Annotated in this window: 20 protein-coding genes; 17 read left to right on the forward strand and 3 right to left on the reverse strand. The window is 39.7% G+C overall.

Features of this window, described 5'->3' with window-relative positions:
• The first annotated feature begins 3 nt into the window (after positions 1–3).
• The 16 genes from BW142_RS15195 (at position 4) to tldD (ending at position 20,091) form a co-directional block, all read left to right on the forward strand.
• A complete protein-coding gene (locus tag BW142_RS15195) occupies positions 4–588 on the forward strand; it encodes a prepilin-type N-terminal cleavage/methylation domain-containing protein (RefSeq protein WP_083707592.1) in 585 nt (194 codons plus the stop codon).
• 22 nt (positions 589–610) lie between these two features.
• A complete protein-coding gene (locus tag BW142_RS15200; protein WP_076925390.1) occupies positions 611–1,162 on the forward strand; it encodes a prepilin-type N-terminal cleavage/methylation domain-containing protein in 552 nt (183 codons plus the stop codon).
• 8 nt (positions 1,163–1,170) lie between these two features.
• Complete coding sequence (locus BW142_RS15205; protein WP_076925391.1) at positions 1,171–1,662, forward strand: type II secretion system protein; 492 nt, start codon at positions 1,171–1,173, stop codon at positions 1,660–1,662.
• Positions 1,649–2,200, forward strand: a complete 552-nt coding sequence (locus BW142_RS15210; protein WP_076925392.1) for a type II secretion system protein — start codon at positions 1,649–1,651, stop codon at positions 2,198–2,200. The genes BW142_RS15205 and BW142_RS15210 overlap by 14 nt, the downstream gene beginning before the upstream one ends.
• Positions 2,200–3,039 carry a type II secretion system protein gene (locus BW142_RS15215; protein WP_076925393.1) on the forward strand — a complete coding sequence of 280 codons (840 nt, stop codon included), beginning with the start codon at positions 2,200–2,202 and terminating at the stop codon, positions 3,037–3,039. The genes BW142_RS15210 and BW142_RS15215 overlap by 1 nt, the downstream gene beginning before the upstream one ends.
• On the forward strand, positions 3,029–3,520 hold the full coding sequence (locus BW142_RS15220; protein ID WP_076925394.1) for an agglutinin biogenesis protein MshP: 492 nt from the start codon (positions 3,029–3,031) through the stop codon (positions 3,518–3,520). Before BW142_RS15215 ends, BW142_RS15220 begins: the two co-directional genes overlap by 11 nt.
• Entirely contained in the window at positions 3,517–7,257 is a 3,741-nt protein-coding gene (locus tag BW142_RS15225; RefSeq protein WP_076925395.1) for an H-type lectin domain-containing protein, read from the forward strand. The genes BW142_RS15220 and BW142_RS15225 overlap by 4 nt, the downstream gene beginning before the upstream one ends.
• 121 nt (positions 7,258–7,378) lie before the next feature.
• Entirely contained in the window at positions 7,379–9,427 is a 2,049-nt protein-coding gene (locus BW142_RS15230) for a formylglycine-generating enzyme family protein (RefSeq protein ID WP_024598044.1), read from the forward strand.
• Between the two features lie 134 nt (positions 9,428–9,561).
• Positions 9,562–10,605, forward strand: a complete 1,044-nt coding sequence (locus BW142_RS15235; RefSeq protein WP_007586338.1) for a rod shape-determining protein — start codon at positions 9,562–9,564, stop codon at positions 10,603–10,605.
• Positions 10,605–11,447 (forward strand): rod shape-determining protein MreC, encoded by an 843-nt coding sequence (gene mreC / locus BW142_RS15240; protein WP_171972332.1) that lies wholly within the window; start codon positions 10,605–10,607, stop codon positions 11,445–11,447. Before BW142_RS15235 ends, mreC begins: the two co-directional genes overlap by 1 nt.
• The gene (mreD, locus tag BW142_RS15245; protein ID WP_076925396.1) at positions 11,440–11,919 is read left to right on the forward strand and encodes a rod shape-determining protein MreD; all 480 of its coding nucleotides are present in this window, start codon (positions 11,440–11,442) and stop codon (positions 11,917–11,919) included. The genes mreC and mreD overlap by 8 nt, the downstream gene beginning before the upstream one ends.
• A complete protein-coding gene (locus BW142_RS15250; RefSeq protein ID WP_076925397.1) occupies positions 11,919–12,488 on the forward strand; it encodes a Maf family protein in 570 nt (189 codons plus the stop codon). The genes mreD and BW142_RS15250 overlap by 1 nt, the downstream gene beginning before the upstream one ends.
• Position 12,489: 1 nt before the next feature.
• Positions 12,490–13,962: a ribonuclease G gene (rng, locus tag BW142_RS15255; protein ID WP_007586345.1), complete on the forward strand. Its 1,473-nt coding sequence runs from the start codon at positions 12,490–12,492 to the stop codon at positions 13,960–13,962.
• Complete coding sequence (locus tag BW142_RS15260) at positions 13,962–17,819, forward strand: YhdP family protein (RefSeq protein ID WP_076925398.1); 3,858 nt, start codon at positions 13,962–13,964, stop codon at positions 17,817–17,819. Before rng ends, BW142_RS15260 begins: the two co-directional genes overlap by 1 nt.
• Positions 17,816–18,655: a carbon-nitrogen hydrolase family protein gene (locus BW142_RS15265; RefSeq protein WP_076925399.1), complete on the forward strand. Its 840-nt coding sequence runs from the start codon at positions 17,816–17,818 to the stop codon at positions 18,653–18,655. Before BW142_RS15260 ends, BW142_RS15265 begins: the two co-directional genes overlap by 4 nt.
• The gene (gene tldD, locus BW142_RS15270; RefSeq protein WP_024589854.1) at positions 18,652–20,091 is read left to right on the forward strand and encodes a metalloprotease TldD; all 1,440 of its coding nucleotides are present in this window, start codon (positions 18,652–18,654) and stop codon (positions 20,089–20,091) included. Before BW142_RS15265 ends, tldD begins: the two co-directional genes overlap by 4 nt.
• 54 nt (positions 20,092–20,145) lie before the next feature.
• Here tldD and BW142_RS15275 read toward each other — a convergent pair whose 3' ends face one another.
• The 3 genes from BW142_RS15275 to gorA form a co-directional block, all read right to left on the reverse strand.
• Positions 20,146–20,982 (reverse strand): mechanosensitive ion channel family protein, encoded by an 837-nt coding sequence (locus tag BW142_RS15275; protein WP_010553762.1) that lies wholly within the window; start codon positions 20,980–20,982, stop codon positions 20,146–20,148.
• 107 nt (positions 20,983–21,089) lie between these two features.
• Positions 21,090–21,722 carry a hypothetical protein gene (locus BW142_RS15280; RefSeq protein ID WP_076925400.1) on the reverse strand — a complete coding sequence of 211 codons (633 nt, stop codon included), beginning with the start codon at positions 21,720–21,722 and terminating at the stop codon, positions 21,090–21,092.
• Positions 21,723–21,986: 264 nt separating this feature from the next.
• The gene (gorA, locus tag BW142_RS15285; protein WP_076925401.1) at positions 21,987–23,348 is read right to left on the reverse strand and encodes a glutathione-disulfide reductase; all 1,362 of its coding nucleotides are present in this window, start codon (positions 23,346–23,348) and stop codon (positions 21,987–21,989) included.
• 78 nt (positions 23,349–23,426) lie between these two features.
• On the opposite strand from gorA, the gene BW142_RS15290 reads away from it, so the two are divergent.
• Positions 23,427–24,101, forward strand: a complete 675-nt coding sequence (locus BW142_RS15290) for a DUF2461 domain-containing protein (protein ID WP_076925402.1) — start codon at positions 23,427–23,429, stop codon at positions 24,099–24,101.
• Positions 24,102–24,157: the final 56 nt, after the last annotated feature.

Raw genomic sequence — 24,157 nt, forward strand, 5'->3', positions numbered from 1 at the left:
CAAGTGATTGCGTCAAAGGCTTACTCAAAAGGTTTCTCATTATTTGAGTTAGTTATTGTTGTTATTTTACTGGCAGTAATTTTGAGCTTTGCTATACCTCAATATATAGGTATTAAAAATCAAGCGCATAATGCGAGCGTAGACGCTATTGCAGGTGCTTTCTCATCGGCCGTTGGCATGGTTAGGGGTCAATGGGAATTAGAAGGAAGACCAAGCAGTAGGTCAAACAAAACATTTGTTAATTATGGAGGTGTAATAGTTGGTATTGATGGAGTGTTAGGTACACCAACAAGCGATGAAACAGAAAAAAAAGATACTCGTGCAGAAGCTATAAATGCTAATAAATGTCGCCAAGTTTTAAATGTAATTTTACAAGACGCACCCAGTAGTACGTTAAGTGATGAAATATCAAGAATAAAAAGTGTAAGTTTTTTAGTTAGGTACAATGCAGAAAGTACGCAATGCGACTACTATTTAACTCATACCATTGATATTAAAAGTATACCTACTAATACGAGTGAAATATCAGGTTTAACAGGTTTTTCATACTTTGCTAAAACAGGCAAAGTAAAAATATTTAAAAATTAAGTAATTAAAAAGAGGCTTACTTATGAAAACGCAATCGTTAAAAAGTTTACCAATGAATAAACAAGCAGGTTTTACACTTGTTGAATTGATCATCGTAATTGTTATTTTAGGTATTTTAGCAGTTACCGCCGCACCTCGTTTTTTAAACTTGCAAGGTGATGCAAATGCTTCAACTCTAGAAGGCTTACAGGGCTCTATTCGCAGTGGCATGAATATTGTGAATGGCAAATCTATTATTGCTAGTGATCACAAGAAAGATGAAGCGGAAGTTACTGTAGATACTGGTGCCCCTGTTCCAACTGTATATGGTTATCCAGCAGCTTCACTCATTGCATTCAATGCATTTTTGGATGTAGATTTTGCGGACGGAACTGCTACTGGAGCAACAGTGGATGGTGGTGATTTTAACCTTGTAGAAACTACCGTGACTGATGGTGAACAGGTAATTATCTTTCCTAATAGTTATGTACAAACAGACGATTGTCGAATTGAGTATACAGAAGCTAGTGACGGTGGTTCTGGATCTGTTGTAGTAACTCCACCTACTATTACACTTGTTACTACGGGCTGTTAACTACATAAATGATAAGCAGTAGTAAGCAACGATTGCGTGGCTTCACACTCATTGAGTTAATTATTACTCTAGTGATATTGGGAATACTGTCGGTAACGGCAGTTCCCAAATTTCTGGGCAGCTCAACAGAAGACGCCTATTCGTATCGCGATCGTACTTTAAATGCACTGAGAACAGTGCAGCTACGTGCAATGCAAAATACAGCGACAACAAGTTGCCATACTCTTTATATTACCTCCACACTTATTGCTCCCCCCACACCCGATACATGTACCGGTGGAGCAGATATTAATAACACCGATCATTTAGTGGTACAAATAAACACGCAAAGAAGTGATATAGCATTTAGTGCTTTAGATAGTAACGCGAATATATTTACCCAAATTAGTTTTGATCCTTTAGGTAAATCAAATCAAACCTGCACTTCGCAGTGTCGAATAGATGTTGGATTAGCTGGCGTATGCATAAGTGGTGAAGGGCTTATCTATGCGTGCCCTTAAAGTAAAAGGCTTTACTTTAATTGAGCTTATTATTGGCATCGTCATGTTTGCGATTGCATTGAGCATTATTACCGCGCTCATTGCCCCTCAAGCAAAGAAAAGTGCAGAGCCAATTATTGCTTTAAGAGCCTCTGAATTTGGTCAATCATTAATGAACGAAATCCAAAGTAAGTCGTTTGATGAGCACAGTGATAGAAGCGCACCTTTTAGACGTTGCGGCGAAACAACCTTAGGTGCAGAGCCTTGTACCGCAATAGATGATTTAGGCGCGGATGACTTAAGTACAGGCCTAGAAACCCGAACCAGTTATAACGATGTAGATGACTATATTGCACTCTCTAATCAGCCTATTACTAATAGCTTAGGTGAGGTGTTAAGCGAGTACAGTGACTTTAACTTAGTTATTAAAGTTGAGTACGATAGCGACTTTAACGAATTGACCATTAACGATGGCAAAACCTTTAAGCGTATTACTATTGAAGTAACATCACCCTTAGGGGAAGTTTACGGATTTAGTGCATATAAAGGGAATTACTAATGCAAGCAGCTAAATACCAAAATGCATTTACCCTTATAGAACTATTACTTGTCATGGTTATTATTGGTATTTTAGCCGTAAGTGCATTTTCATTTATTGGTGCTGGGGTCAGTATTTATTCGCAAGGTGTTGAACGCCAAGAAGCAGTAGCCCAGGCCAGATTTTTAATAACGCGACTTAGTAAAGAACTTCGCCACGCTACACCAAATTCGTTAAGGCTTTCTTGCGATAACAGCACTAGCGGAGCGTGCAGTGCTCAGCAGTGCTTAGAATTTACGCCGTTTTTATCGGCGACTCACTATACAAATTACCTACCTACCGTAGCGCCTTATAATGTTAGCGCTGTTGATTTTGAACTTAATAATTTAACGCAGCCGCAAGCTGGAGATTGGGCAACTATTTACCCATTAAGCAGTGCTGATATATACGATGAGAATAATAGTAAGCGCTTGCAAGTATCAGCATTTAATAGTTCAGCGAGCGAAATTGATGAGTGGCAATTTAGCAAAGCATTTGCCCAAGAGTCGCCGAGTAAACGCCTTTATTTACTCTCTCAACCTGTAAGTTTTTGCGTTGAAGGGCAGTATTTATATAGATATACCAATTACGGTTTTACTGTTAATCAACTAGATGCCGTGAGCTTACAAATAAGCAGTGGTGTTAAACGTGATTTATTAGGTATTTACATTGCCAATAATTTAGCTAGCGATTTGTTTTTTACTCTTGATTCACTCTCCCTAAAAAGAAACGCTGTGCTTAATGTGAATGCGCAAATGCAATTTAACGATACTGAAGTAATGAATTTTAACCATGAGGTGCATATTCCTAATGTACCTTAAAAAAAATCATCACGGAAAAGCCTTACCCAGTAAACAAAAAGGGAACTTAATAATTGTTTCTTTGGTAATTATTGTTGCTTTATTAGCACTAGGATTAGCATTAGTTAAAGTGCTTTCTGGTGCATCTCAACAAAATACGATTGAGTACTACGGGGCTCGCGCTTTTATGGCAGCACAAAGCGGCCTAGAAAGCGGCTTAACGCAACTATTTCCAGTAAACAACTCAGTGCAAAGCTGTGCATCAGTTACAACTAATTTAACCTTTCAAACTGCATATTTAGCTAATTGTAACGTGCTGGTGAGTTGCGATGAATATATAGACCTACCCGACAGCAGCACAACAAACGGGCTTGTTAATATTTATTACTTACAAAGTAGTGCAACGTGCGCCGCAATTAATTGCCCTGTAGGAAATGATTGCAGAAAGGATTATTGGGAAACACAAAGAACACTCAGTGTGGAGGCTAAAACTTTACCATGATAAAAAGTGCATTAGTCATTATATTTTTTAGCTGCGTGTTACTTTGTAATCACGCAAATGCAGTGCCTCCAAAAATCGAGGGCCGTTATATAGAGCTGCAAGATACATACACATCGCCTGTTTGGACAAAAGTAAATTTTCAACAGCAATATATAACGCCTCCTGCTGTCTTTATGCTCTCAACAAACCAAGGTGGAAACCCTGCAATAATAAGAATACGTAATATAACCACAACTAGCTTTGAGGCCTTACCGCTTGAACCTTCAGGAGAAGATGGTGGACATATTAGTATGGGGGCGCACTATTTAGCTGTTGAGTATGGTGTGCATCAATTTCCAGACGGCACAATTATGGAAGTGGGCAGTACAGACTTATTGCTCGAATTACAGTATGGCTCTAAGTCTGGCTTTGCTCCACTGACACCTAAAGGCTATAAGTCTTTAACATTTGCTGAACCGTTTACTCAAAGGCCAAACTTTTTCCATTCGTTACAAACACTCAATAGCATAGACAGCAATCCACCTTCTGAGGCATTAATTCCGTTTTTAACAGTTGCAGTAGAAAGTAATTCGCTATCTGCCAGCGGCGTTAATATTGCTTTAGAGGCATCTGAAACAGCACTTGGGCTCATAAAAAACGAAACTGTTGCTTACATGGCAGTGGAGCCAGGAAGTAACCGCACATTTACTGACGATAATGGCGTTGAGGTATCGTGGGAAACTTTTTTCACAGGCTTTGAAATTGACGGTTGGAGCGATGGCTGTAATTACTTTAGTTTTACTAATAACTTTAGTGTGGCTCCTTTGGTGGTTGCAAGTAAAAACTCACGCCAAGAAGATGATGGCGGGTGGTTACGCAGCTGTAACCTAAGAACTGACAGGCTAGGGCTTGTTGTTGACGAAGATCGTGATGGCGATAACGAGCGCCGTCACGTAAACGAGGAAGCATCAATACTCGCCATGACCAGTACCTTTGTATTTAATGGTGATATTTTAGATTGTGATACGTTATTCCCAGGCGCTATTTCTACTTATAACAACGGTGAAGTACAGCTGGTGCAGGGGGTAGAAATAACCGATGGTAATGCGCAGTTTGTCACCACCACAAATTTAATTTCTACAGCGCTGACGAGCCCTCCTTTATGTAATGGTCAGGCGTGTGTTGCTGGTGGTTATAACTCTTTAGAGCCCAATCAAGCGGCGCAGGTGCCAACGGTTACAAACGATGGTAGTTCAACAGGACCCGTACCTACATCTTTAGCTGGCGATTATTATTACGATGAGTTGCAGTTAAGTATGCTGGAAACAGAGTACAGGGTAACAGCGCCTACACGTATTTTTTTAAAAGACACAACATCACTTTTATCAACTTCATTTTTGAATATAGGTAAAACAAATATAGTAGTAGAAACTGGCGCATACTTGGCTATTTATGTGGATGGTGCGGTTGCTATTGCAGCCGATGCAAATATTGCGGGCTATATTGTTGCCACTGGTGAGGTAAGAATCGCGCAAAATGTAACGTATCAGGGCTCAATTACATCGGGTACACAAATAATTACCGAAGGGAGCTCAACGTTTGACGCTCTACCAGTACCAGAAAGCATCCCTGGTTTTTGTGGAATTTATACACCAGAAACCCTAGATCATTATCGTTTAACAATCAGCGATAACAAAGGCCTAACGTGTGAAGCTAAAGAAATGACACTCACAGCCTGCGCTAATGACGCCTGCGATTTATTATTTGCAGAGCCCTCTAGTTTGAATCTTTCTCCAGATAATAGTGGTCAGCAAAGCTGGGTTACAGGGGAGAATATTAATTTTACAGGCTCAGCAGTTGTCGAATTTGCTAAACGCACCACAGGCAGTGTTACATTTGGATATAACACTGCGGATCCTTCTGCACCGCTTCGTTGTTATATTGCAGGTAATAATGTTGGATTAAGCGGCTGTAAAGTTACGTTTTCTGATGCAGGGTTTATTTTTAATAACGAAACCGATGGTAATACTACAATTCCTACTCAGTTATCAGCAAAGCCTTCAAATACTGGATTTAATACAAAAGCGCTATCTATTCAAGCGGTAAAAACAAGTACTACAACAGGTGTATGCGAAGCCGCATTTCCCGCCGGTGGCGATGTAAGCTTAGATTTATCGTACACATGCAGTGCTGGTGCAAGTTGCTCCGATACGGTTTCACTTAGTAATAACAATAATACCTTTGCGGTAGAGCAAGCCTCTAAATCATTCATACTTAACTTTGATAGTGAGTCTAAAGCCCCGATTGTTATAAATTATCCCGATGCAGGAAGGTTGAGCTTAAATGTAAAAACCAACTTAATTTTAGACCCACTAACTAATTTATCAGTAAATTTAACGGGTAGCTCAAATGAATATGTTGTAAAGCCATTTGGATTAGCGATGGAAGTTGCAAGTGATGGCTATGCAGCAGATGCCAATGGGAGTTTATTTAGACTAACGGGCGAAGCATTTGATTTAAAAATGAATGCGGTGCAGTGGCAAACAGGGCAAGACACTAACAACGATGGTTTCCCAGACAACTACAGCAATATTACAAATAACACCATTGCTAAGCATTTTATTACAGAGCAACCGCTTGTAGAGCCATTACTAAAAGCGCCTACGCCAGGCACTCAAGGTACGCTTGAAGCGATGATTACATCATCTTTTAGTGATACAGGTAGTTTGAGTGAATCTATATCGCAATATAATTACGACCAAGTTGGCATAATTGATTTAACCGCAGGCCTTCAAGATGCCGATTATTTTGGTGCCGGAGACGTAAAAGGAGAGCTGTACAACGTTGGTCGCTTTGCACCTTCGCAGTTTCAGGTAGTGGGGGTTCAAGCTGCCGCGCAATGCACGCAATACGGCAGTAATTTAACTTACCTTGATCAACCCTTTGAACTTAGCTTTACAGTACAAGCACAAAATCAAAATGGTGAGCTAATGGCTAATTATAAAGAGGGCTTTGATAAATCGAGTGTAGACGTTAATGCCGAAAATAATGAAGTAGGTAACTATGTACCTGCAACTAATTTTGCTAGCCGCTTAGTAAACCTAGGAAATAACAACTGGGGAGATACAAACGATGGCCAATGGCAAATGAGCCAACTCAACACGACACTTAAAAGATTCGGTGTAGGACAAGCAGACGGACCGTTCGCTATGGTGAGCTTAATGGCAACGCTTTCTGACATAGAAGGGGCAACACTCATTGATGCAAATGATAAACCTAATACACAAACAGCATGCTCGGGTGGTTGTAATAGCGTGCGACTAAATGCATTACCAATAGAGTTTAGATTTGGACGCTTAGTACTTGGTAATAACGCAGGCTCCGATCTCGACCCTTTACTTATTCCTATGCAGGCTCAGTATTACAACGGCAGTGGATTTGTAAATAACGCTGAAGATAATTGTAGTGTATTTGATCATACCCAAATCACTCAAATAGCACCTAGCAGCCCACAATTAACCTATAAATACGGAAATGATGCATCTGGCCAGCTAGAGGCGGGAGTGTATCCGGCAGATAACGGTATTTATGCACAGCCAAATGGTTTGGGTGAATTTACCTTAGAATATAATACTTATGATTGGTTAAAGTGGGATTGGCAGGGCGATGGAACACAGCTTGATCCTCGTACTATTTTACAATTTGGACGCTTTAGAGGAAATGATCGGGTTATTTACTGGCGTGAAACACGCGAATAGTTGTAAACTAATATAATAATTGAACAAAGCTTGTGTTTTGTGCTGCAAGTACATAGCATAAGGCTTTAATTATAAAAAATAATAACGACCAAATAATTGCCGCTTTTTGGGACTGGAATATATGCGAATTACTCCTTTATCTCTGTTAATTTCAGCTAGTTTGTTAGCTAGTAGTGCATTTGCACAAGACACAGCTACAGTGACTGGAATTGACTCAGAGATTAGTGTTAAACAGACAGAATACGATAACTCGACAAGAATACTTGAAAAACATCTTAAAGAAGAAAGTCAGTTACAAAATCAATTAGAGCTACTTCGTTCTCGTTCTACAGAGCTAGATAAAGAAAAAAACCAAGCGCTCGATGCGATGAACGAAATGTACCGTCGTTTAATTGATGATCCCACTATTAATATTAGTGCGGCTCAATCACGCTATCAAAAAGCGGTGATTGATCATAAGCAAAATAAAGATGATATTTCTATGCAGTTGGCGGCAATTGCATCCCACCGTAAAGACATAGAACAGATTCGTGTTGCTAAGCATACGCTTTTAAATACATTAGAAAGTTTAAAAGAGCAGTTAACTACAGCCCGCGTGGAGCGTTTACGTAACGAGTTTACACGTGAAGGTACGCTTGAGGTTAACCATACTATTAACTGTAAGCGAACAGAAACGCTAGCAGCGTGTGAGCAACGCGGTCAGCAAATGGGTCTACAAAAAGCAACTAAACGCTTTGTTGATCAAATTTTTGCAAACTTAACAGAAGAGCGCATTGTTGAGCCAAAACGTAATTTGGCGGGCGCTCAAGTACAAATATTAAGTAGCCATGTAGTTAACAGTGCATTTAGCGGCCAAGGTAATTACAACGTTAACTTAAGCGTAACTATGCGTGGCGAAGTTAATAGCAGCCGTTTATGTAGCTTATTAAGCATAGATAACCGCTATTGTTCTGAGTATGGCACGCCGCTTACGGCTGCTTATCAACCAGCGTATAACAATACATTTACTGATAGTCAGTTAACATTCAGTAATAGCGCGGATAATAGCAACACGGTTTCGGTTTCTCGTTTAAATGAGCAGCCAATACGTGATTATTCAGTTAAACCTGCATCGGTAAAAAAAGATTACCCTTCTATCCTTAATAAGAAGAAGGATCAATCAGTAGAGCTGACATTACGATCAAACGTATACGATGATGAAGTGTTTATCGATGGTGTAAGCTTTGGCTCAACACGCTTGATTACACGTTTACCGCCGGGCATTCATAACATTGAAATACGTAAACTTGGTTATAAACCTTATCAAGCACGTGTTGATTTGAATAAAGCGCAAACAATTAATGCAAATTTAGTAAAAAAGCCTAAGTCGATTGCTGCACCGACCTATACTCGAGAGCAACCAGAAGTAACAACACGCCAGGTTAGTGAAAACGTTAATGTATTAAATGCAAACGTTGAAACGCCGGTTGTCGTTATTCCTGCAGGCAAATTTAAAATGGGCGATATCAACGGCAATGGTTTAGCTAATGAACGTCCAGTAATTGAAAAAGTAATAGCGAATTCTTTCGCTATGCAAAGTAAAGAAGTAACCGTGGGTGCCTACGAAAAGTTTGTAGCAAATACAGGTTATAAAACTCAAGCGGAAAAAAATAAAGGGTGTGCGTATTATTTAAATGGCGAACCAGTATGGGAAGCAAATTTAAATTGGCGTAATCCTGGTTTTGAGCAAGGTAGTGACTTTCCTGCTGTATGTTTAACTTATAACGATGCAAAAGCTTACGCTGAGTGGTTATCGGGTCAAACAGGACAGCAATTTCGTTTACCTAACGAAGTTGAGTGGGAATACGCAGCACGCGCAGGAACCGAAACAGAATACCCTTGGGGTAACGAAATTGGTAAAAACCTAGCTAACTGTGGTTGGTGTGGTAGTGAATGGTCAAACAGACGTGCATCACCAGTAGGTTCTTTTTCTCCAAATGCATTTGGATTATACGATACCGTAGGCAATGTATGGGAATGGACCGATAAAGAATCAGGTGAGTCTGATGTAGCAGTAAGAGGCGGAGCGTGGAACTTTGCACCAAGCCTTGCTCGCGCATCTACGCGTTTAATTTTAGCGCCTGATTTTAGATCTAACTACATTGGTTTTCGCTTAGTTCGCGAACGATAAAATTCAATTAAGGAAGCTTTGCTTCCTTTTTTCATAAATTCACAAAGGCGCTGCGCTTTATATTGCTCATACAGTTGAGCATGTTAAAGTGAGGCAGCTAATATAAGAACGTATTTCAAAGGTCATCCAGCCTCATGTTTAAAAAACTCCGTGGTATTTTTTCTAACGATCTATCGATCGACTTGGGTACAGCCAATACCCTAATTTATGTAAAAGACGAAGGCATTGTATTAAATGAACCTTCAGTAGTTGCTATCCGCCAAGAACGTGCTGGTGGGCCTAAAAGTGTTGCATCTGTAGGTACAGAAGCAAAGCTTATGTTAGGTCGTACACCGGGTAATATAAAAGCGATTCGTCCAATGAAAGACGGTGTTATAGCCGACTTTTTTGTAACAGAAAAAATGTTACAACACTTTATTAAACAGGTTCACAACAATAACTTTATGCGCCCAAGTCCGCGTGTACTAATTTGTGTACCATGTGGGGCTACTCAAGTAGAAAAACGTGCAATACGTGAATCTGCAATGGGTGCAGGCGCTCGTGAAGTTTACTTAATTGAAGAACCAATGGCAGCGGCTATTGGTGCAGGCTTACCAGTATCAGAAGCAACAGGCTCTATGGTTGTTGATATTGGTGGTGGTACAACTGAAGTTGCTATTATTTCACTTAATGGTGTTGTTTACTCATCATCTGTTCGTATTGGTGGTGATAAATTTGACGAAGCTATTATTAATTATGTACGCCGTAACTTTGGTAGCTTAATCGGTGAAGCGACAGCAGAAAATATTAAGCATCAAATTGGCTCTGCGTTTAAAACTGATGAGCCAATCGAAATTGAAGTACGTGGTCGTAACCTTGCAGAAGGTGTTCCGCGTTCATTTACACTCAACTCACACGAAATCTTAGAAGCTCTACAAGAGCCGTTAATGGGTATTGTGAGTGCAGTAATGGTTGCGCTTGAGCAATCACCACCAGAGCTGGCTTCAGATATTTCTGCGCACGGTATGGTACTTACTGGTGGTGGCGCATTGTTAAAAGATTTAGACCGTTTATTAATGGAAGAAACGGGTATTCCGGTTGTTGTTGCCGATGATCCACTTACATGTGTTGCACGTGGTGGTGGTAAGGCACTTGAAATGATCGATGTTCATGGTGGTGACGTTTTTAGTTACGACTAATGAAATTAATGTTTGGACGCACAGTCTCTTTGCAACTGCGACTTTTTGTCGCAGTGCTTTTGAGTATCGTACTCATAGTTGGAGACAGATATACGCAAGGTGGTACCGTTGTTCGTACCAGCCTAAATACTTTAGTTAGCCCACTCATTTATGTTGCCAACTTACCCTACGAATTATTTAGCTTAAGTGCTAAAAGTCTACACACGCGGGATCAACTTCTTACTGAAAACGAAGCGCTGAAAAAAAAGCAAATGCTACAAAGCGAGCAACTTCAGCAGTATCAATTTCTAGCCAGAGAAAACCAAAAACTACGCGCCTTATTAGGCTCATCAGCAAAGCAACCAAATCGTAAAATTATTGCTCAAGTACTTTCTGTACATTCAAATCCATATAGTCATCAGGTTGTTATTAATCGTGGTACTACTGATGGGCTCAGTGAAGGCCAAGCTGTAATTGATGAGATGGGTGTAGTAGGGCAACTTACAAAAGTTGGCTCAACTACTTCACGCGTACTACTAATGACCGACACCACACACGCAACACCTGTACGTATACTTCGAAACGATGTACGAACAGTAGTTGAAGGCATAGGTAAAATTAATGTAGTTAAGCTCTCGCACGTTCCACACAGTTTAGATGTGCGAATTGGCGATGTACTTGTTACATCAGGTTTAGGTGGCACATTTCCTGAAGGATACCCTGTGGCTGTAGTAACCGAAATAAATCGTGATGAAGGCCGCCCGTTTGCACAAGTTTTTGCAGAGCCAATTGCACAGTTAGATCGCATTCGTTTGCTGGTTATTTTATGGCGTAATCAACAGGAGCAAATCAGCGATGATTAACCGTTATTCATTGTTAATTGCGCTAAGCATCTTTTTTGCGTTAATAATGGCACTAATGCCACTGCCATTTTCATTTGAACCATTTAGGCCTGATTGGGTTTTACTTGTACTTATGTATTGGTCATTGGCAGTACCGCATCGTTTAAATATTGGTACTGCATGGGTTGTTGGTTTATTAATAGATTTAGCATCTGGCTCACCACTAGGTGTGAACTCGCTTACATTCTCAGTATGTATATTTATAACCGCAAGTAACTTTCAAAAAATTCGTAACTTTTCGCTTTGGCAACAAAGCTTATTAGTTGGTTTATTTTTAGCGCTGTACCATTTAATGCAATTTTGGCTAAATCATTTTTTGTTAGATGTTTACTTTAATCCACAGTATTTATGGCCAGTAGCAACCGGAATGGTTAGCTGGTTTTGGGTCTTTTTACTGCTTCGTAAATATCGCAGACATTTTAGGATCAGGTAATGACTACCTCAATATATTTGGCATCAGCCTCTCCCCGCCGTAAAGAGTTATTAAGCCAATTAGGTGTCGAATTTACACAGTTTAGTGTTGATGCAGATGAAAGCCCACTTCCAAACGAGCAACCTGGAGCTCTTGTTGAGCGTTTAGCGCGCTTAAAAGCACAAAGCGGTGTTGAGCTTGGATATACTGATCGTCCTGTGCTTGGTAGTGATACCGTGGTTGTTATCGACAACGAATCACTGGGTAAACCTCGTGATAAAAACGATTTTACAAACACATTAAAACGCCTGTCAGGTAATACACATCAAGTTCTCACCGCTGTTGCACTTGCGACGCAAAATGATGTAATTAGCTGTGTTGTAAGCACTGATGTTACTTTTAAAGCCCTAACAGATGAAGAAATTAATGCCTACTGGGAGACAGGAGAGCCACAAGATAAAGCCGGTGGCTATGGCATTCAAGGCTTAGGCGGGCGTTTTGTTACCCACATTGCAGGTAGCTATTTTTCCGTTGTAGGCTTACCTTTATATGAGACCGAACAATTATTAAAAACATTCTTAAGAAGGTAACATGAGTACAGAATTACTGATCAATGTCACACCGAGCGAAAGCCGTGTTGCCCTAATAGAAAACGGTGTACTGCAAGAAATACAGCTAGAGCGAATTGGTAATCTAGGTATTGTAGGCAATATTTACCTAGGAAAAATAAGTCGTGTACTTCCGGGTATGCAGGCTGCTTTTGTTGATATCGGCCTTGAAAAAGCGGCGTTTTTGCATGCATCCGATATTGTAAATAGTGCCTCCATTGTTGAAGGTGTAGACGACGTACCAATAAAAAAAGTACAAGATATTAGAGAGTTAGTTCGTCAAGGCCAGTACATTATGGTGCAAGTGGTAAAAGATCCGCTAGGCACTAAAGGCGCAAGACTTACCACTGATATTACCATTCCTTCTCGTTATTTAGTGTTTATGCCAGATGCGACCCACGTAGGGGTTAGTCAGCGTATTGAAACTGAAGAAGAGCGCTCACGCCTTAAAAAAATAGTCGCAGAATATGGCGATGAAAATGGCAGTTTTATTGTTCGCACAGCAGCCGAGGGCGCTAGCGAAGCAGAATTACGACACGATGCCGGTTTTTTAAGAAAACTATGGGAAAAAATTACAGCTCGTCGCAAAAAAACCAGTAAAGCCAGTATTCTACATGAAGACTTAACGCTTGCCTTTAGAACCCTACGTGACTACGTAGGCGAAGATATGGAGCGCATTCGCGTTGACTCTAAACTTACTCATGAAGAGCTAAAGTTATTTACTGAAGAGTTTGTTCCACAACTGTCTCAAGTACTCGAATACTACCCAGGTGAGCGACCTATATTTGATTTGTTTGACGTTGAAAACGAAATTCAAAAAGCACTACATCGTAAAGTTACGCTAAAATCCGGTGGTTATATAATTATTGATCAAACAGAAGCAATGACGACTGTTGATGTTAATACTGGTGCATTTGTAGGACATCGTAACCTAGAAGAAACGATTTTTAATACCAACGTAGAAGCAACCTCTGCAATTGCGCGCCAGCTTAGGCTGCGTAATTTAGGCGGTATTATCATTATCGACTTTATCGATATGGTAAGTGAGGATCATAAGCGCCGAGTATTACATTCACTTGAATCGGCACTCGCAAAAGATCGCACTAAAACAAATATTAATGGGCTTTCAGCGCTTGGGCTTGTTGAAATGACGCGTAAACGTACACGCGAAAGCTTAGAGCATATTTTATGTGATGTATGTCCTGCGTGTTCTGGTCGTGGTTCGCAAAAAACAGTTGAAACGGTTTGCTACGAAATACTACGTGAAATAGTGCGTGTTAACCGAGCATACGCTGCCGATAAGTTTATGGTATATGCAGCGCCTGCTGTGAGCGAAGCCCTACTAAACGATGAGTATCATAACCTTGCCGAGCTTGAACTATTTATTGGTAAGCAAGTCAATATTCAAACAGAGAGCTTATACAGCCAAGAACAGTTTGATGTGGTAATGATGTAATGAAAGCAAAAGCGGTCTGTTTTTTTTGTTTTAGAAAGTTATGGCAGACCTGCGCCATAATTTTGGTATTACTGGCCGTTATTGTTTCAATTTTAAAATATACCCTCCCGTATGCAAACGAATACAAAGGTAATATAGAAAGCTATTTACACGAAAAGTTTGAAATAAGCTTATCTATCGGTGAGATATCAGCTAGTTGGCAGGGCAGTGGTCCTGCATTAGTACTAGAGAATTTATCGTTTAAAGATAACGAAACCGCGCCAATATCACTCACCATTGCTAAAACCAGCTTAGAGCTAAACTTATGGGAAAGCCTAAAAGCACTGCAACTTAGATCTAATTATTTTGTTATTAATGGGTTTCATACCAGTGTAAATATCACCAACTTATTTAAAACCGCTGATAACGACGAAGTCTCTTTTGAGCAAAAAGAGCTAATTGAAGAACTGTTTTTGGGTAAAACGGGTCATTTTGCAATAGAAAATTCCAGTATTAACTTTGTTCTAGAAGATGGTAAAGAACGTAAGTTACTCCTCAAAAATATTGTTTGGCAAAATGAAGATGAGCAACATCTTGGCAGTGGGAGCTTAGCACTGCCGGGTATTTCGGTTGGTGACTTTGATGCGCGCATTGCACTTACTGGCGATACCCTAGAGCAAGTTGCGGGCGACATTTATGTGCAGGCTAATAAGGTCGATGTATCTAACTGGCTAGCACAATATATAAATACGCAAAAGCAACAACTGCATAGCGATATTAATTTACAAGCGTGGCTAAAACTAGATAAAGGCCTTGTAAGCGATATAAAAATGCAGTGGCTACCAAGCTTTGTGCGTTGGCAGCGAGAAGAGCAAAGCCAACAAGTCAGCCTGAGTGAAGGTGGATTCCATTTATATCCAGAACAAAATAGCTGGCACTTAAAAAGCACCGGTTTAACATTTAATAGTAACGATAAAGCATGGCCAAGTTTAGAGTTTGAAGCTCAACTAGGGTCGCAAAATAAAGTGTGGCTCCATCAAGTTGATTTTGAATTACTGAGTAACCTAGCAGGGCTAAGTAATTTTAATGCACTTGAACCATTTTTAGAGCGCCAACCTAGCGGGCAAATAGATCAAGCTTATTTAAATTTTTCTAATGCACAGAAATGGCAATTATGGTTTGAGGCTGACAATATTGGTTGGCAAGAATTAAGGTCGGTACCTGCAGCACAAGGACTTAGAGTAAGTGGTTTACTTAATCAAAGTAGTGGTCGAATAAATTTATTTGGTGAAAACGGCACATTAGTTACAGGCGAAAGCTTTAGTAACGACATAAATTATAATCAGCTAAATGTAGAGCTAGATTTAGCTAAACGAGATGATGGCTGGCATATAAGTAGTGACAATATATGGTTTGATAATAATGAAGTTACTCTTGCTGCAGAATTACAAATTAGTCTAACAGATGATCCTCGATTAGATCTTTACGCTGAAGCCTTCGCCCCAGATGCCAAAATTGCAGGTCATTACTTCCCATTAAAAGCAATGAGCCCTGAGCTCGTTAGCTATTTAAATGGTGCAATTAAAGGCGGAGAAGTATCTAAAGCACAAGTCTTATTTGCAGGACCTTTATCTGGCTTTCCATTCACCGATGGCAGCGGTCAGTTTAATGTATTAGCGCAAATAGACAACGCAACCTATGAGTTTGATCCTGATTGGCCTTTGGTCACTAATGCCAATGTACAGCTACATTTTGAAAATGAGCGTATGGATATATATAGCCAGCAAGGTAAGTTGGTTAATTTAGATATTGGTAATAGTGTACAGGTAAGCATTGCAGATTTAATGAATGCAGATGAACTTATTGTGCAAATTGATAAAAAAGCACAAATGGAAAAGTTACATGACTTTTTCGCAGCGACACCTATTGCCAAACCTCTCGCTGAAATTTTTAAAGTTGTGCAGGGCAAAGGGGAAGCCGATGCCAGTATTGAGCTTTTAGTAGGCTCAAAATTTAAAGGCGGAGCCAGTGTTAGCGGCAAGGTTAATTTAAATGACTTGCCAGTATTTATAGCAACGCCAGGAATTGAGCTTAAAAACTTAACTGGCGAGCTTAATTTTAAAAACGACAACATCACACTTAAAAATGCGACTGCGAAGTGGCTGGGCATGCCGCTAACTATTAATTACAGCAGTAAAAGTGATGCAAAAAATTACCAAGCAAATATAGATATAAACGCCAAAATTGACGCCGATACACTAATAGATAGTGGACAAGGTATATTAAAAAATTATTTAAGCGGGCAAAGTGATGTTGATATTGGCTTAGTACTTAATTTTACCGAGCAAGGCTTTAATTACCGTGCACAGGTAAACTCAGAACTACTTGGCTTAACGAGTAACTTACCTGCACCTTATAATAAAAATAGTGAACAAGTGTGGGCGCTTGATGCAGTAGTACAAGGTGATGACATTTCTAATCTCATTACAGCAAACGCTAATCAACAGTTTTACTTTAATGCTATTTTAGAAAACGGTAAATCACAGTTTAGCAATGTCCATTTTGTGCTCGGAAAACAAGATTTAGGATTAAACCAAAAAGACTTAAGCGTAAATATAAATCTTGAACAGAGTGAATTAGTGCCTTGGTTTGATCTGATTGATCAAATAATTAAAGCCGGTAAAGCAAACCCAGATAAAAAATCAAAAGGGATTATGCCACCGCTCAATGAGGTGGTCGCAAATATAGGTATGCTTGATGCGAGTAACATCATTTTTAATGACTTTGAAATGCGTTTAGCACCATCAAAAGACGATTTATATCTAAAGCTAAATGCTAAAGAACTTAGAGCTGGGGTGTTTATTCCTACATCACAGCCTAGCCAGCCAATACGAATTAATGCCGATTACTTAAGGCTTAATTTTGCACCGCACAATGAACAAGTACTTGAAATAACAGATGTACTTCCCGAGGAAGACTTGAGTTGGCTTACTCAAATACCTGCCATTGAGTTTGAATGCAGTGACTGCAAAATTGACCGCTACCAACTTGATAAAGTGAGTGCGTCATTATTAGGTGATGGCGAGCGCTTATCAATATCAGAGCTTGTGGTCGATAAAGGCGATCATGTGCTACGCACTAAAGGGCAGTGGCAAAATGGCTTAACAACGCTAAGTGGCGAGCTTAAAAGTGATGACATAGGCGCATTGTTTGGTGAGTTTGATATTACCTCTGCAATTAAGGACTCAAAAGCCGATTTAAATTATGATCTTACTTGGCAAGCTGCTCCTTATGATTTTGATGTGAAAACGTTAAGTGGTGAGGTTATTTGGGATTTAGGCGAAGGTCATTTAACTGAAATAAGCGATGGTGGTGCACGCGTATTTTCGTTACTGAGTCTTGATTCATTAGTACGTAAGCTAAAACTTGATTTTAGAGATGTCTTTTCAAAGGGCTTTTTTTATAACAGCATGCAAGGCTCTATGCAGCTAGAAGAAGGTATCGCTTACACTAAAGATACCAAAATGGACGGTGTGCCCGCCGATTTAACTATTAAAGGCTACGCAAATTTAAATACGCTAGATATAGACTATGACCTTGCTGTAGCGCCACAAGTAACCTCGAGCATTCCGGTTATAGTTGCATGGATGGTAAATCCAGTAACAGGGCTTGCTGCCTTAGCAATTGATAAAGTTATTCACTCTGCACGCGTTATCTCAGAGATAAATTTTAAAGTAACGGGTAAAATGAACGATCCTATAGTTCAAGAACTCGACAGAAAAAGTCGTGAAGTTACGTTACCGCAAGCTGCGCAAAATCAGCCACAAGCATCAGTCGATTTAAAGCTTAAAGATGCACAAGTAACAGCAACGCAATGAACAAAACAGCAAACATAAGCACACCCACAATAGTTGCCCTACAAATGTGTTCAGGGCTAAGCCCTGATGACAACTTAGCAAGCTTAAAGCGTGCTCTTAAAACCCTCCCAACAGCAAGGCCATTACTTGTTTGTTTGCCTGAGGCTTTTTTAGTGTTTAGTAAAAGTGGTAACGATACGTTACGTGTTGCTAAGCAAGTTGAGCGATACAAACTACAACTTAGTGAATTGTGCCAACACCATAATATTTGGTTAAATGCAGGCACAATACCTGAGCCATTTAACGAACATAAATATTATGCAGCATCGCACTTATATCATAATCAAGGCGAGCTGGTTGCAACGTATAACAAAATACATTTATTTGATGTAAACGTGGATGATCAAACAGGTAGCTATCGAGAGTCAGATTTTACCCAAGCAGGTAGCGATGTGGTTGTTGTTGATTCTCCCTTTGGTAAAATAGGCTTAACAGTATGTTATGATCTGCGCTTTAGTGGCTTATTCAACGAACTAGTACGCCAAGGCGCCGATATTATTTTAGTACCAAGTGCATTTACAGTCCCTACAGGGCAAGCACACTGGCAGCCGTTATTAACAGCGCGCGCAATAGAAACACAATGTTATGTGGTTGCAGCGGCTCAACACGGTACACATGAAAATGGCCGACAAACATATGGCCACAGTATTATTATTTCACCTTGGGGAAATATCCTGAGTGAATTGCCAACAGGCACCGGTTTTATAAGTTGCAACGCAGACTTAGACCAGTTACAAAAAATTAGACGAGATATGCCCGTGCAGTCTCATCAACGATTTAGAGAGCATTTATTATGAATTCGGTTGAACAGCATTTACTACACGACAGCCAGCTAAATAGAGAAGAGCTCGAAAAAACGCTCGCTTATATACATCAGCATAAAGTGGATTACGCCGATTTATATTTTCAATCTAGCCACCACGAATCATGGGTGCTTGAAGACGGCTTAGTTAAAGAAGGCTCTTATAACGTCGAGCGCGGCGTTGGTGTACGTGCTGTAAGCGGCGAAAAAACAGGTTTTTCTTACTCTGATGCAATAAATCTTGAAGCGCTTAATAAAGCGGCTACAGCGGCTCGTAGCATTGCAGATGCTGGTGAAGATAGAGCGATTAAAGTATTTAGTGATGTTAAAGCTAAAGAGCAGTTTGCACCGCATCAGCCAATTTCGAGTATGAGCGATACCGACAAGGTGAGCTTATTACGCGAACTTGAAAACTATATTCGTGAACTAGCACCCGATGCAGAGCAAGTAATTAGTTCAATGTCAGCGGTATACGAAGAAGTATTAATCGCAGCAAGTGATGGTACGTTTGCCACCGATATTCGCCCGCTTATTCGTTTAAACTGCTCAGTACTGCTTGAAAAAAATGGTCGCCGTGAACGCGGTGGCGCAGGCGGTGGTGCACGTTTAGATTATGGTTACTTTAAAGAGCTTGTTGATGGTAAACCGCGTTGGATGGAATTTGCAGAAGAAGCGGTACGCCAAGCTAAAGTAAATCTTGAGGCTATTGATGCACCTGCAGGCACGATGGAAGTTGTACTTGGTAATGGTTGGCCTGGCGTGCTTTTACACGAAGCGGTAGGGCATGGCCTTGAAGGCGACTTTAATCGTAAAGGCGCGTCTGCGTTTAGTGGTAAAGTGGGCCAAAAAGTAGCATCTGAGCTGTGTACTGTGGTTGATGATGGCACAATGGCTGATCGCCGTGGCTCACTTAATGTGGATGATGAAGGCACACCAGCCGCTTACAACGTACTCATCGAAAACGGTATTTTAAAAGGCTATATGCAAGATAAGCTAAACGCGCGTTTAATGGGTGTAAATCCTACCGGTAACGCACGTCGTGAGTCGTATGCACATTTACCAATGCCTCGCATGACTAATACTTACATGTTAGGTGGTGAGCACAGCCAAGCTGATATTATCAGTAGCGTTAAAAAAGGTGTATTTGCGCCTAATTTTGGCGGCGGACAAGTTGATATCACGTCAGGTAAGTTCGTATTTAGCGCATCAGAAGCGTATTTAATCGAAAATGGTAAAATTACCCAACCAATTAAAGGCGCAACGCTTATTGGTAATGGCCCAGAAGTAATGCAGCAAATATCGATGGTTGGTAACGACTTAGCACTTGATAAAGGTGTGGGTGTTTGTGGTAAAGATGGTCAAAGCGTACCGGTAGGCGTAGGCCAACCAAGCCTTAAAATTGATCAGTTAACGGTCGGTGGTACAGCTTAAATATTACTCAAGCGCGAAGTAAATTCGCGCTTTTTGTTTTAATGAAGGCGGGGTTTATACTTCTCCTTCATCCTCTTTATTTTTTTCAGCTTCTTTATACCATAACGCAAAAAAGCACTCTGTTAATTTATGCTCTATCTCAAGCGCTTTTTCTGTCGGACAAAACAAGGTGAAGCTTGCTTTAAATTCACCTAAATCGGTTGTACCAAAGTGAATTACCGGCTCTGGACCAGATATTTTTGCATCGAGTTTACGCTCAATCATTGAATTATAACGACTTGCTACTTCTTGAAATTCTTCGCAGTACAGTTTAGCTTGCTCAGTGAGTGTGTCGTGAATAGGGTACGGGTTAAAGCTCTCTCGACGGACAATAATAAAATGATGTGTAACAAAGCGTTTTACAAAGTTTAAGTTTTTAATAGAGCTGGTAATTAACTTATTATTAGGTATGTATATGGTTTTTCTTGAAAATTGATAAGTATGTATATCAATTTCATGCATGGTTGTTTTTATCCAATCAGTTTCAGCTACTTCACCAAAGTAATCACCTACTTGTATCCAATCACCGACTCTAAACGGGCGAGTTGTTACGAGGTAAAAAAAGCCTATCACACACTGAATAAACTCGCGCGTTGCAAGCACAATCGCCACAGCAAAAGCAGCAATAGAAAGTGCAAAGTTTTGAATTTCAGTAGACCACACAAATAGCAGCGATATCATCATTACAAAATTAATAAAGTGCTTAATATTGTGTGCGATGTAACGAATATCTTTTTCCTTTTTTTCTGCGCGATTTTTAGCGAGCTTATCAACAAGTACTTTTAATACAAATGCAATAGTGATCATTACAATTGAAAGAAGAAACGGATGCAGCAATATATCTTTAGTCATAATATCCAATTAAACGCGAGTTGATAAAAACAGGCTAAGTATATTGATTTATTAAACCAATTAGCAAATTTAGTGCAAAAAGAGTAACCAATAAAAATCGAGCGACGCTATTGAGTTACTTCATCAGTGCAATGTTTGTGATTTTTAGCCATTTTTTTTCGGCATATGAGTACAAGCTCAATGGCTGAAATAAAGATTAGAGTATAGCCAAGCGTTTCTATACCCTCTTCAACAATGTTTTTTACCGCACGTACGTAGTCATCGCCCATTACTGAATGCCAAAATGCACCTTTGCCCATCATTCGCGAAAATGCGAGTAAAGTAACCATGCCTGATAAGCAAATTCCATAACTAGGAGTGAGGCTATAGGCTTTTAAAGAGTCAAAAATACTTCCTCTCTTTGTTGTTAAATAAACAAACACGCCAGCTAAAATTGAATAGACGATACTTTGCCAAGCGCCATCAAAAAAGTATAAGTCGAGGTAGGTATCAAACTCTCTTACAAACATCATTGCCGATAACGCAGCAAGTAATACTGCCGGTATTTTGAGTTGAAAGTTAATTCGCGAAGCGTAAAAAAACAAAATACAGCTTAAAAAAGTTAAAACATCTTGCATATGTTCAGTAAGAGTTTCTTCACTGTAAAGTGCATACTGTTTTAATTCAAAGCCTTCTAGTTGAATTAAATAAGCAACACCGGCTAGGCATAATAAATAAATAAAAGATCGCAGTAAAAACATAAATAACCAAGAGAAACTATAAATGCGCGAGATTCTAATTGTAAAAATGCCTTAAAGCCAAAACAAAATTTAAACTTTTAATATTTTTATTGGTCTAAAATTTTTGCTGTTAAAATAATGGCTTAGATATTTATTTAATGTTGAATGGATGTTTTTAATGTGACGTTTTAAGTGGTTTGTTGTGCAAAATATAACAAGCATTAAAAAGCCCTTACTGTTTACTTAGCAAGGGCTTTTTATAATTAATAACTTAGAGTTTAGCGCCTAGCGCATCGTTACAAATTCTTCCGAGCCAGTCGGGTGAATTGCAACAACGGCATCAAAATCAGCTTTAGTTGCGCCCATTTTCATGGCGACTGCAAAACCTTGAATCATTTCATCAACCGCAAAACCAATCCCATGTAGGCCAACTACTTTTTCGTCTGGGCCGGCACATACAAGTTTCATTTTACAAGGCTGGCGATGTTTAGTTATCGCTGTGTACATAGCCGTAAAACCAGATTGATAAATTTTAACGTTTTCTTCGCCATACTGAGAAATAGCTTCTTGCTCAGTTAAACCAATAGTACCAATCGGTGGATGACTAAATACAACCGTAGGAACTAAACTGTAATCCATTTTTAAATCATCTGGGAGTTCTTTATTAAATAAACGCTCAGATAAAGTACGCCCTGCTTTAACTGCTACCGGTGTAAGTTCAATACCGTTTTCGATTATATCGCCTACCGCGTATACATTTTCAGCTGTGGTATTTTGATACTCATCAACTTTTACAAAACCACTGCTGTTTACTTCTACGCCAGCTGCACCAACGTTAATAGCATTGGTTGTTGGCTCGCGGCCAATAGCCCAAATAACCTGATCTACGTTATGGCTTTTGCCATTATCTAAATGTAGCGTTACTGAGCCATCGTCTTCTTTAACTAATTTATGGGGTACAGATTCTGTATGAAGAGTAGGGCCTTCAGCAGCCATAACATCAACAAGCGTTTCAACTATGTAAGGGTCAAAGTTACGAAGCGGAGAATGCTTACGTACAAATAAATGCGTCTCAGTACCTAAACCATGTAATACACCAGCAAGTTCTACAGCTATATAACCTGCGCCTATTACTGCAACGCGTTTAGGTTGCTCTTTTAATTCAAAAAAGCCATTAGAATCGATACCGTGCTCAGCACCTTCAATATGCGGAATGCTTGGGCGTCCACCTACTGCAATTAATATATGGTCGGCTGTGTAGTGCTTGCCGTTTACTTCAACTGTTTTATTATCTACAAATTTAGCAAAGCCTTTAATTACAGTAACGCCATTGCTAGCAAGGCCACTGTCATAACCTTTATGAATTCGACCTATGTAGGCTTCACGGCTTTGTACTAACTTGCTCCAATCAAAGCCTTTAACTTCAACATTAAAGCCGTAATCTGGGGCATATAAATTAATTGCTTCAGCAACCTGAGCACCGTGCCACATTACTTTTTTAGGTACACAGCCCACGTTTACACACGTGCCGCCCATGTGTTTTGCTTCTATAAGTGCTACTTTAGCGCCACGCATTGCCGCTCTATTTGCAGAGGCAATACCACCACTGCCACCACCGATTGCAATATAATCAAAGTGTTGTGTCATTTTATGTCCTTAGGCGTTGAGTTTTATGCGCATTAGCATAACATTAAGTTTTAAAAATAAAGAGTGTTTAGGTGACCTATGTTTAGTAAAAAAACATTCGAATTTCTTGCTCAGCTTGATCAAAACAATAATAGAGACTGGTTTAATGACCATAAATCACAGTATGAGGAATACGTAAGAGAGCCCGCTTTAGATTTCATTAGGCAAATGCAAGCACCACTTACTGAGGTTTCTAGCCATTTTGTCGCATCAGATAAAAAAGTGGGCGGTAGTTTAATGAGAATCCATAAGGATGCGCGTTTTAGTAAAGATAAAACCCCATATAAAATTAATGTAGGGATTCAATTTCGCCATTTTATGGGAAAAAACGTACACGCCCCGGGTTTTTATTTTCACTTAGCAAATGACGAATGTTTTATAGGTGCTGGTATTTGGCGACCAGAATCAAAGGCGCTTAACGCAATCAGAACCTGCATAGATGAAAATCCAAATAGCTATAAAAAAGCAATTTATGATGAGCAATTTAAATCTATTTTTGAAATGTCAGGAGAGTCGCTAAAACGCCCACCAAGAGGTTTTGAAAAAGAGCACCCATTAATAAATGAGCTCAAGCGAAAAGACTTTATAGCCATTAGCCCGCTGACTCAAAAGCAAGTATGTAGCAATAATTTAGTTGATACGGTACTAGAGCGTTATAAAGTGGCTGACTCATTAATGGGTTATTTGTGTTTTGCTCTGGAGCAACCCTATTAAAATTACACAACTTAAAAGCAGTTGAGTTGTTTTTTTACTTTTAGACCCAATTTAAA

Origin of the sequence: Pseudoalteromonas sp. EB27 (assembly GCF_001974875.1) — a bacterium.
GTDB lineage: Bacteria > Pseudomonadota > Gammaproteobacteria > Enterobacterales > Alteromonadaceae > Pseudoalteromonas.

Excerpts from the sequence above, each read along its gene's own strand:
- BW142_RS15260 (WP_076925398.1), top strand. The coding sequence starts at position 13,962 with ATGAAAGCAAAAGCGGTCTGTTTTTTTTGTTTTAGAAAGTTATGGCAG.
- BW142_RS15230 (WP_024598044.1), top strand. The coding sequence starts at position 7,379 with ATGCGAATTACTCCTTTATCTCTGTTAATTTCAGCTAGTTTGTTAGCT.
- BW142_RS15200 (WP_076925390.1), top strand. The coding sequence starts at position 611 with ATGAAAACGCAATCGTTAAAAAGTTTACCAATGAATAAACAAGCAGGT.
- tldD (WP_024589854.1), top strand. The coding sequence starts at position 18,652 with ATGAATTCGGTTGAACAGCATTTACTACACGACAGCCAGCTAAATAGA.
- BW142_RS15220 (WP_076925394.1), top strand. The coding sequence starts at position 3,029 with ATGTACCTTAAAAAAAATCATCACGGAAAAGCCTTACCCAGTAAACAA.
- mreC (WP_171972332.1), top strand. The coding sequence starts at position 10,605 with ATGAAATTAATGTTTGGACGCACAGTCTCTTTGCAACTGCGACTTTTT.
- gorA (WP_076925401.1), bottom strand. The coding sequence starts at position 23,348 with ATGACACAACACTTTGATTATATTGCAATCGGTGGTGGCAGTGGTGGT.
- BW142_RS15235 (WP_007586338.1), top strand. The coding sequence starts at position 9,562 with ATGTTTAAAAAACTCCGTGGTATTTTTTCTAACGATCTATCGATCGAC.
- BW142_RS15215 (WP_076925393.1), top strand. The coding sequence starts at position 2,200 with ATGCAAGCAGCTAAATACCAAAATGCATTTACCCTTATAGAACTATTA.
- BW142_RS15250 (WP_076925397.1), top strand. The coding sequence starts at position 11,919 with ATGACTACCTCAATATATTTGGCATCAGCCTCTCCCCGCCGTAAAGAG.
- BW142_RS15290 (WP_076925402.1), top strand. The coding sequence starts at position 23,427 with ATGTTTAGTAAAAAAACATTCGAATTTCTTGCTCAGCTTGATCAAAAC.
- rng (WP_007586345.1), top strand. The coding sequence starts at position 12,490 with ATGAGTACAGAATTACTGATCAATGTCACACCGAGCGAAAGCCGTGTT.
- mreD (WP_076925396.1), top strand. The coding sequence starts at position 11,440 with ATGATTAACCGTTATTCATTGTTAATTGCGCTAAGCATCTTTTTTGCG.
- BW142_RS15265 (WP_076925399.1), top strand. The coding sequence starts at position 17,816 with ATGAACAAAACAGCAAACATAAGCACACCCACAATAGTTGCCCTACAA.
- BW142_RS15275 (WP_010553762.1), bottom strand. The coding sequence starts at position 20,982 with ATGACTAAAGATATATTGCTGCATCCGTTTCTTCTTTCAATTGTAATG.
- BW142_RS15225 (WP_076925395.1), top strand. The coding sequence starts at position 3,517 with ATGATAAAAAGTGCATTAGTCATTATATTTTTTAGCTGCGTGTTACTT.
- BW142_RS15205 (WP_076925391.1), top strand. The coding sequence starts at position 1,171 with ATGATAAGCAGTAGTAAGCAACGATTGCGTGGCTTCACACTCATTGAG.
- BW142_RS15210 (WP_076925392.1), top strand. The coding sequence starts at position 1,649 with ATGCGTGCCCTTAAAGTAAAAGGCTTTACTTTAATTGAGCTTATTATT.
- BW142_RS15280 (WP_076925400.1), bottom strand. The coding sequence starts at position 21,722 with ATGTTTTTACTGCGATCTTTTATTTATTTATTATGCCTAGCCGGTGTT.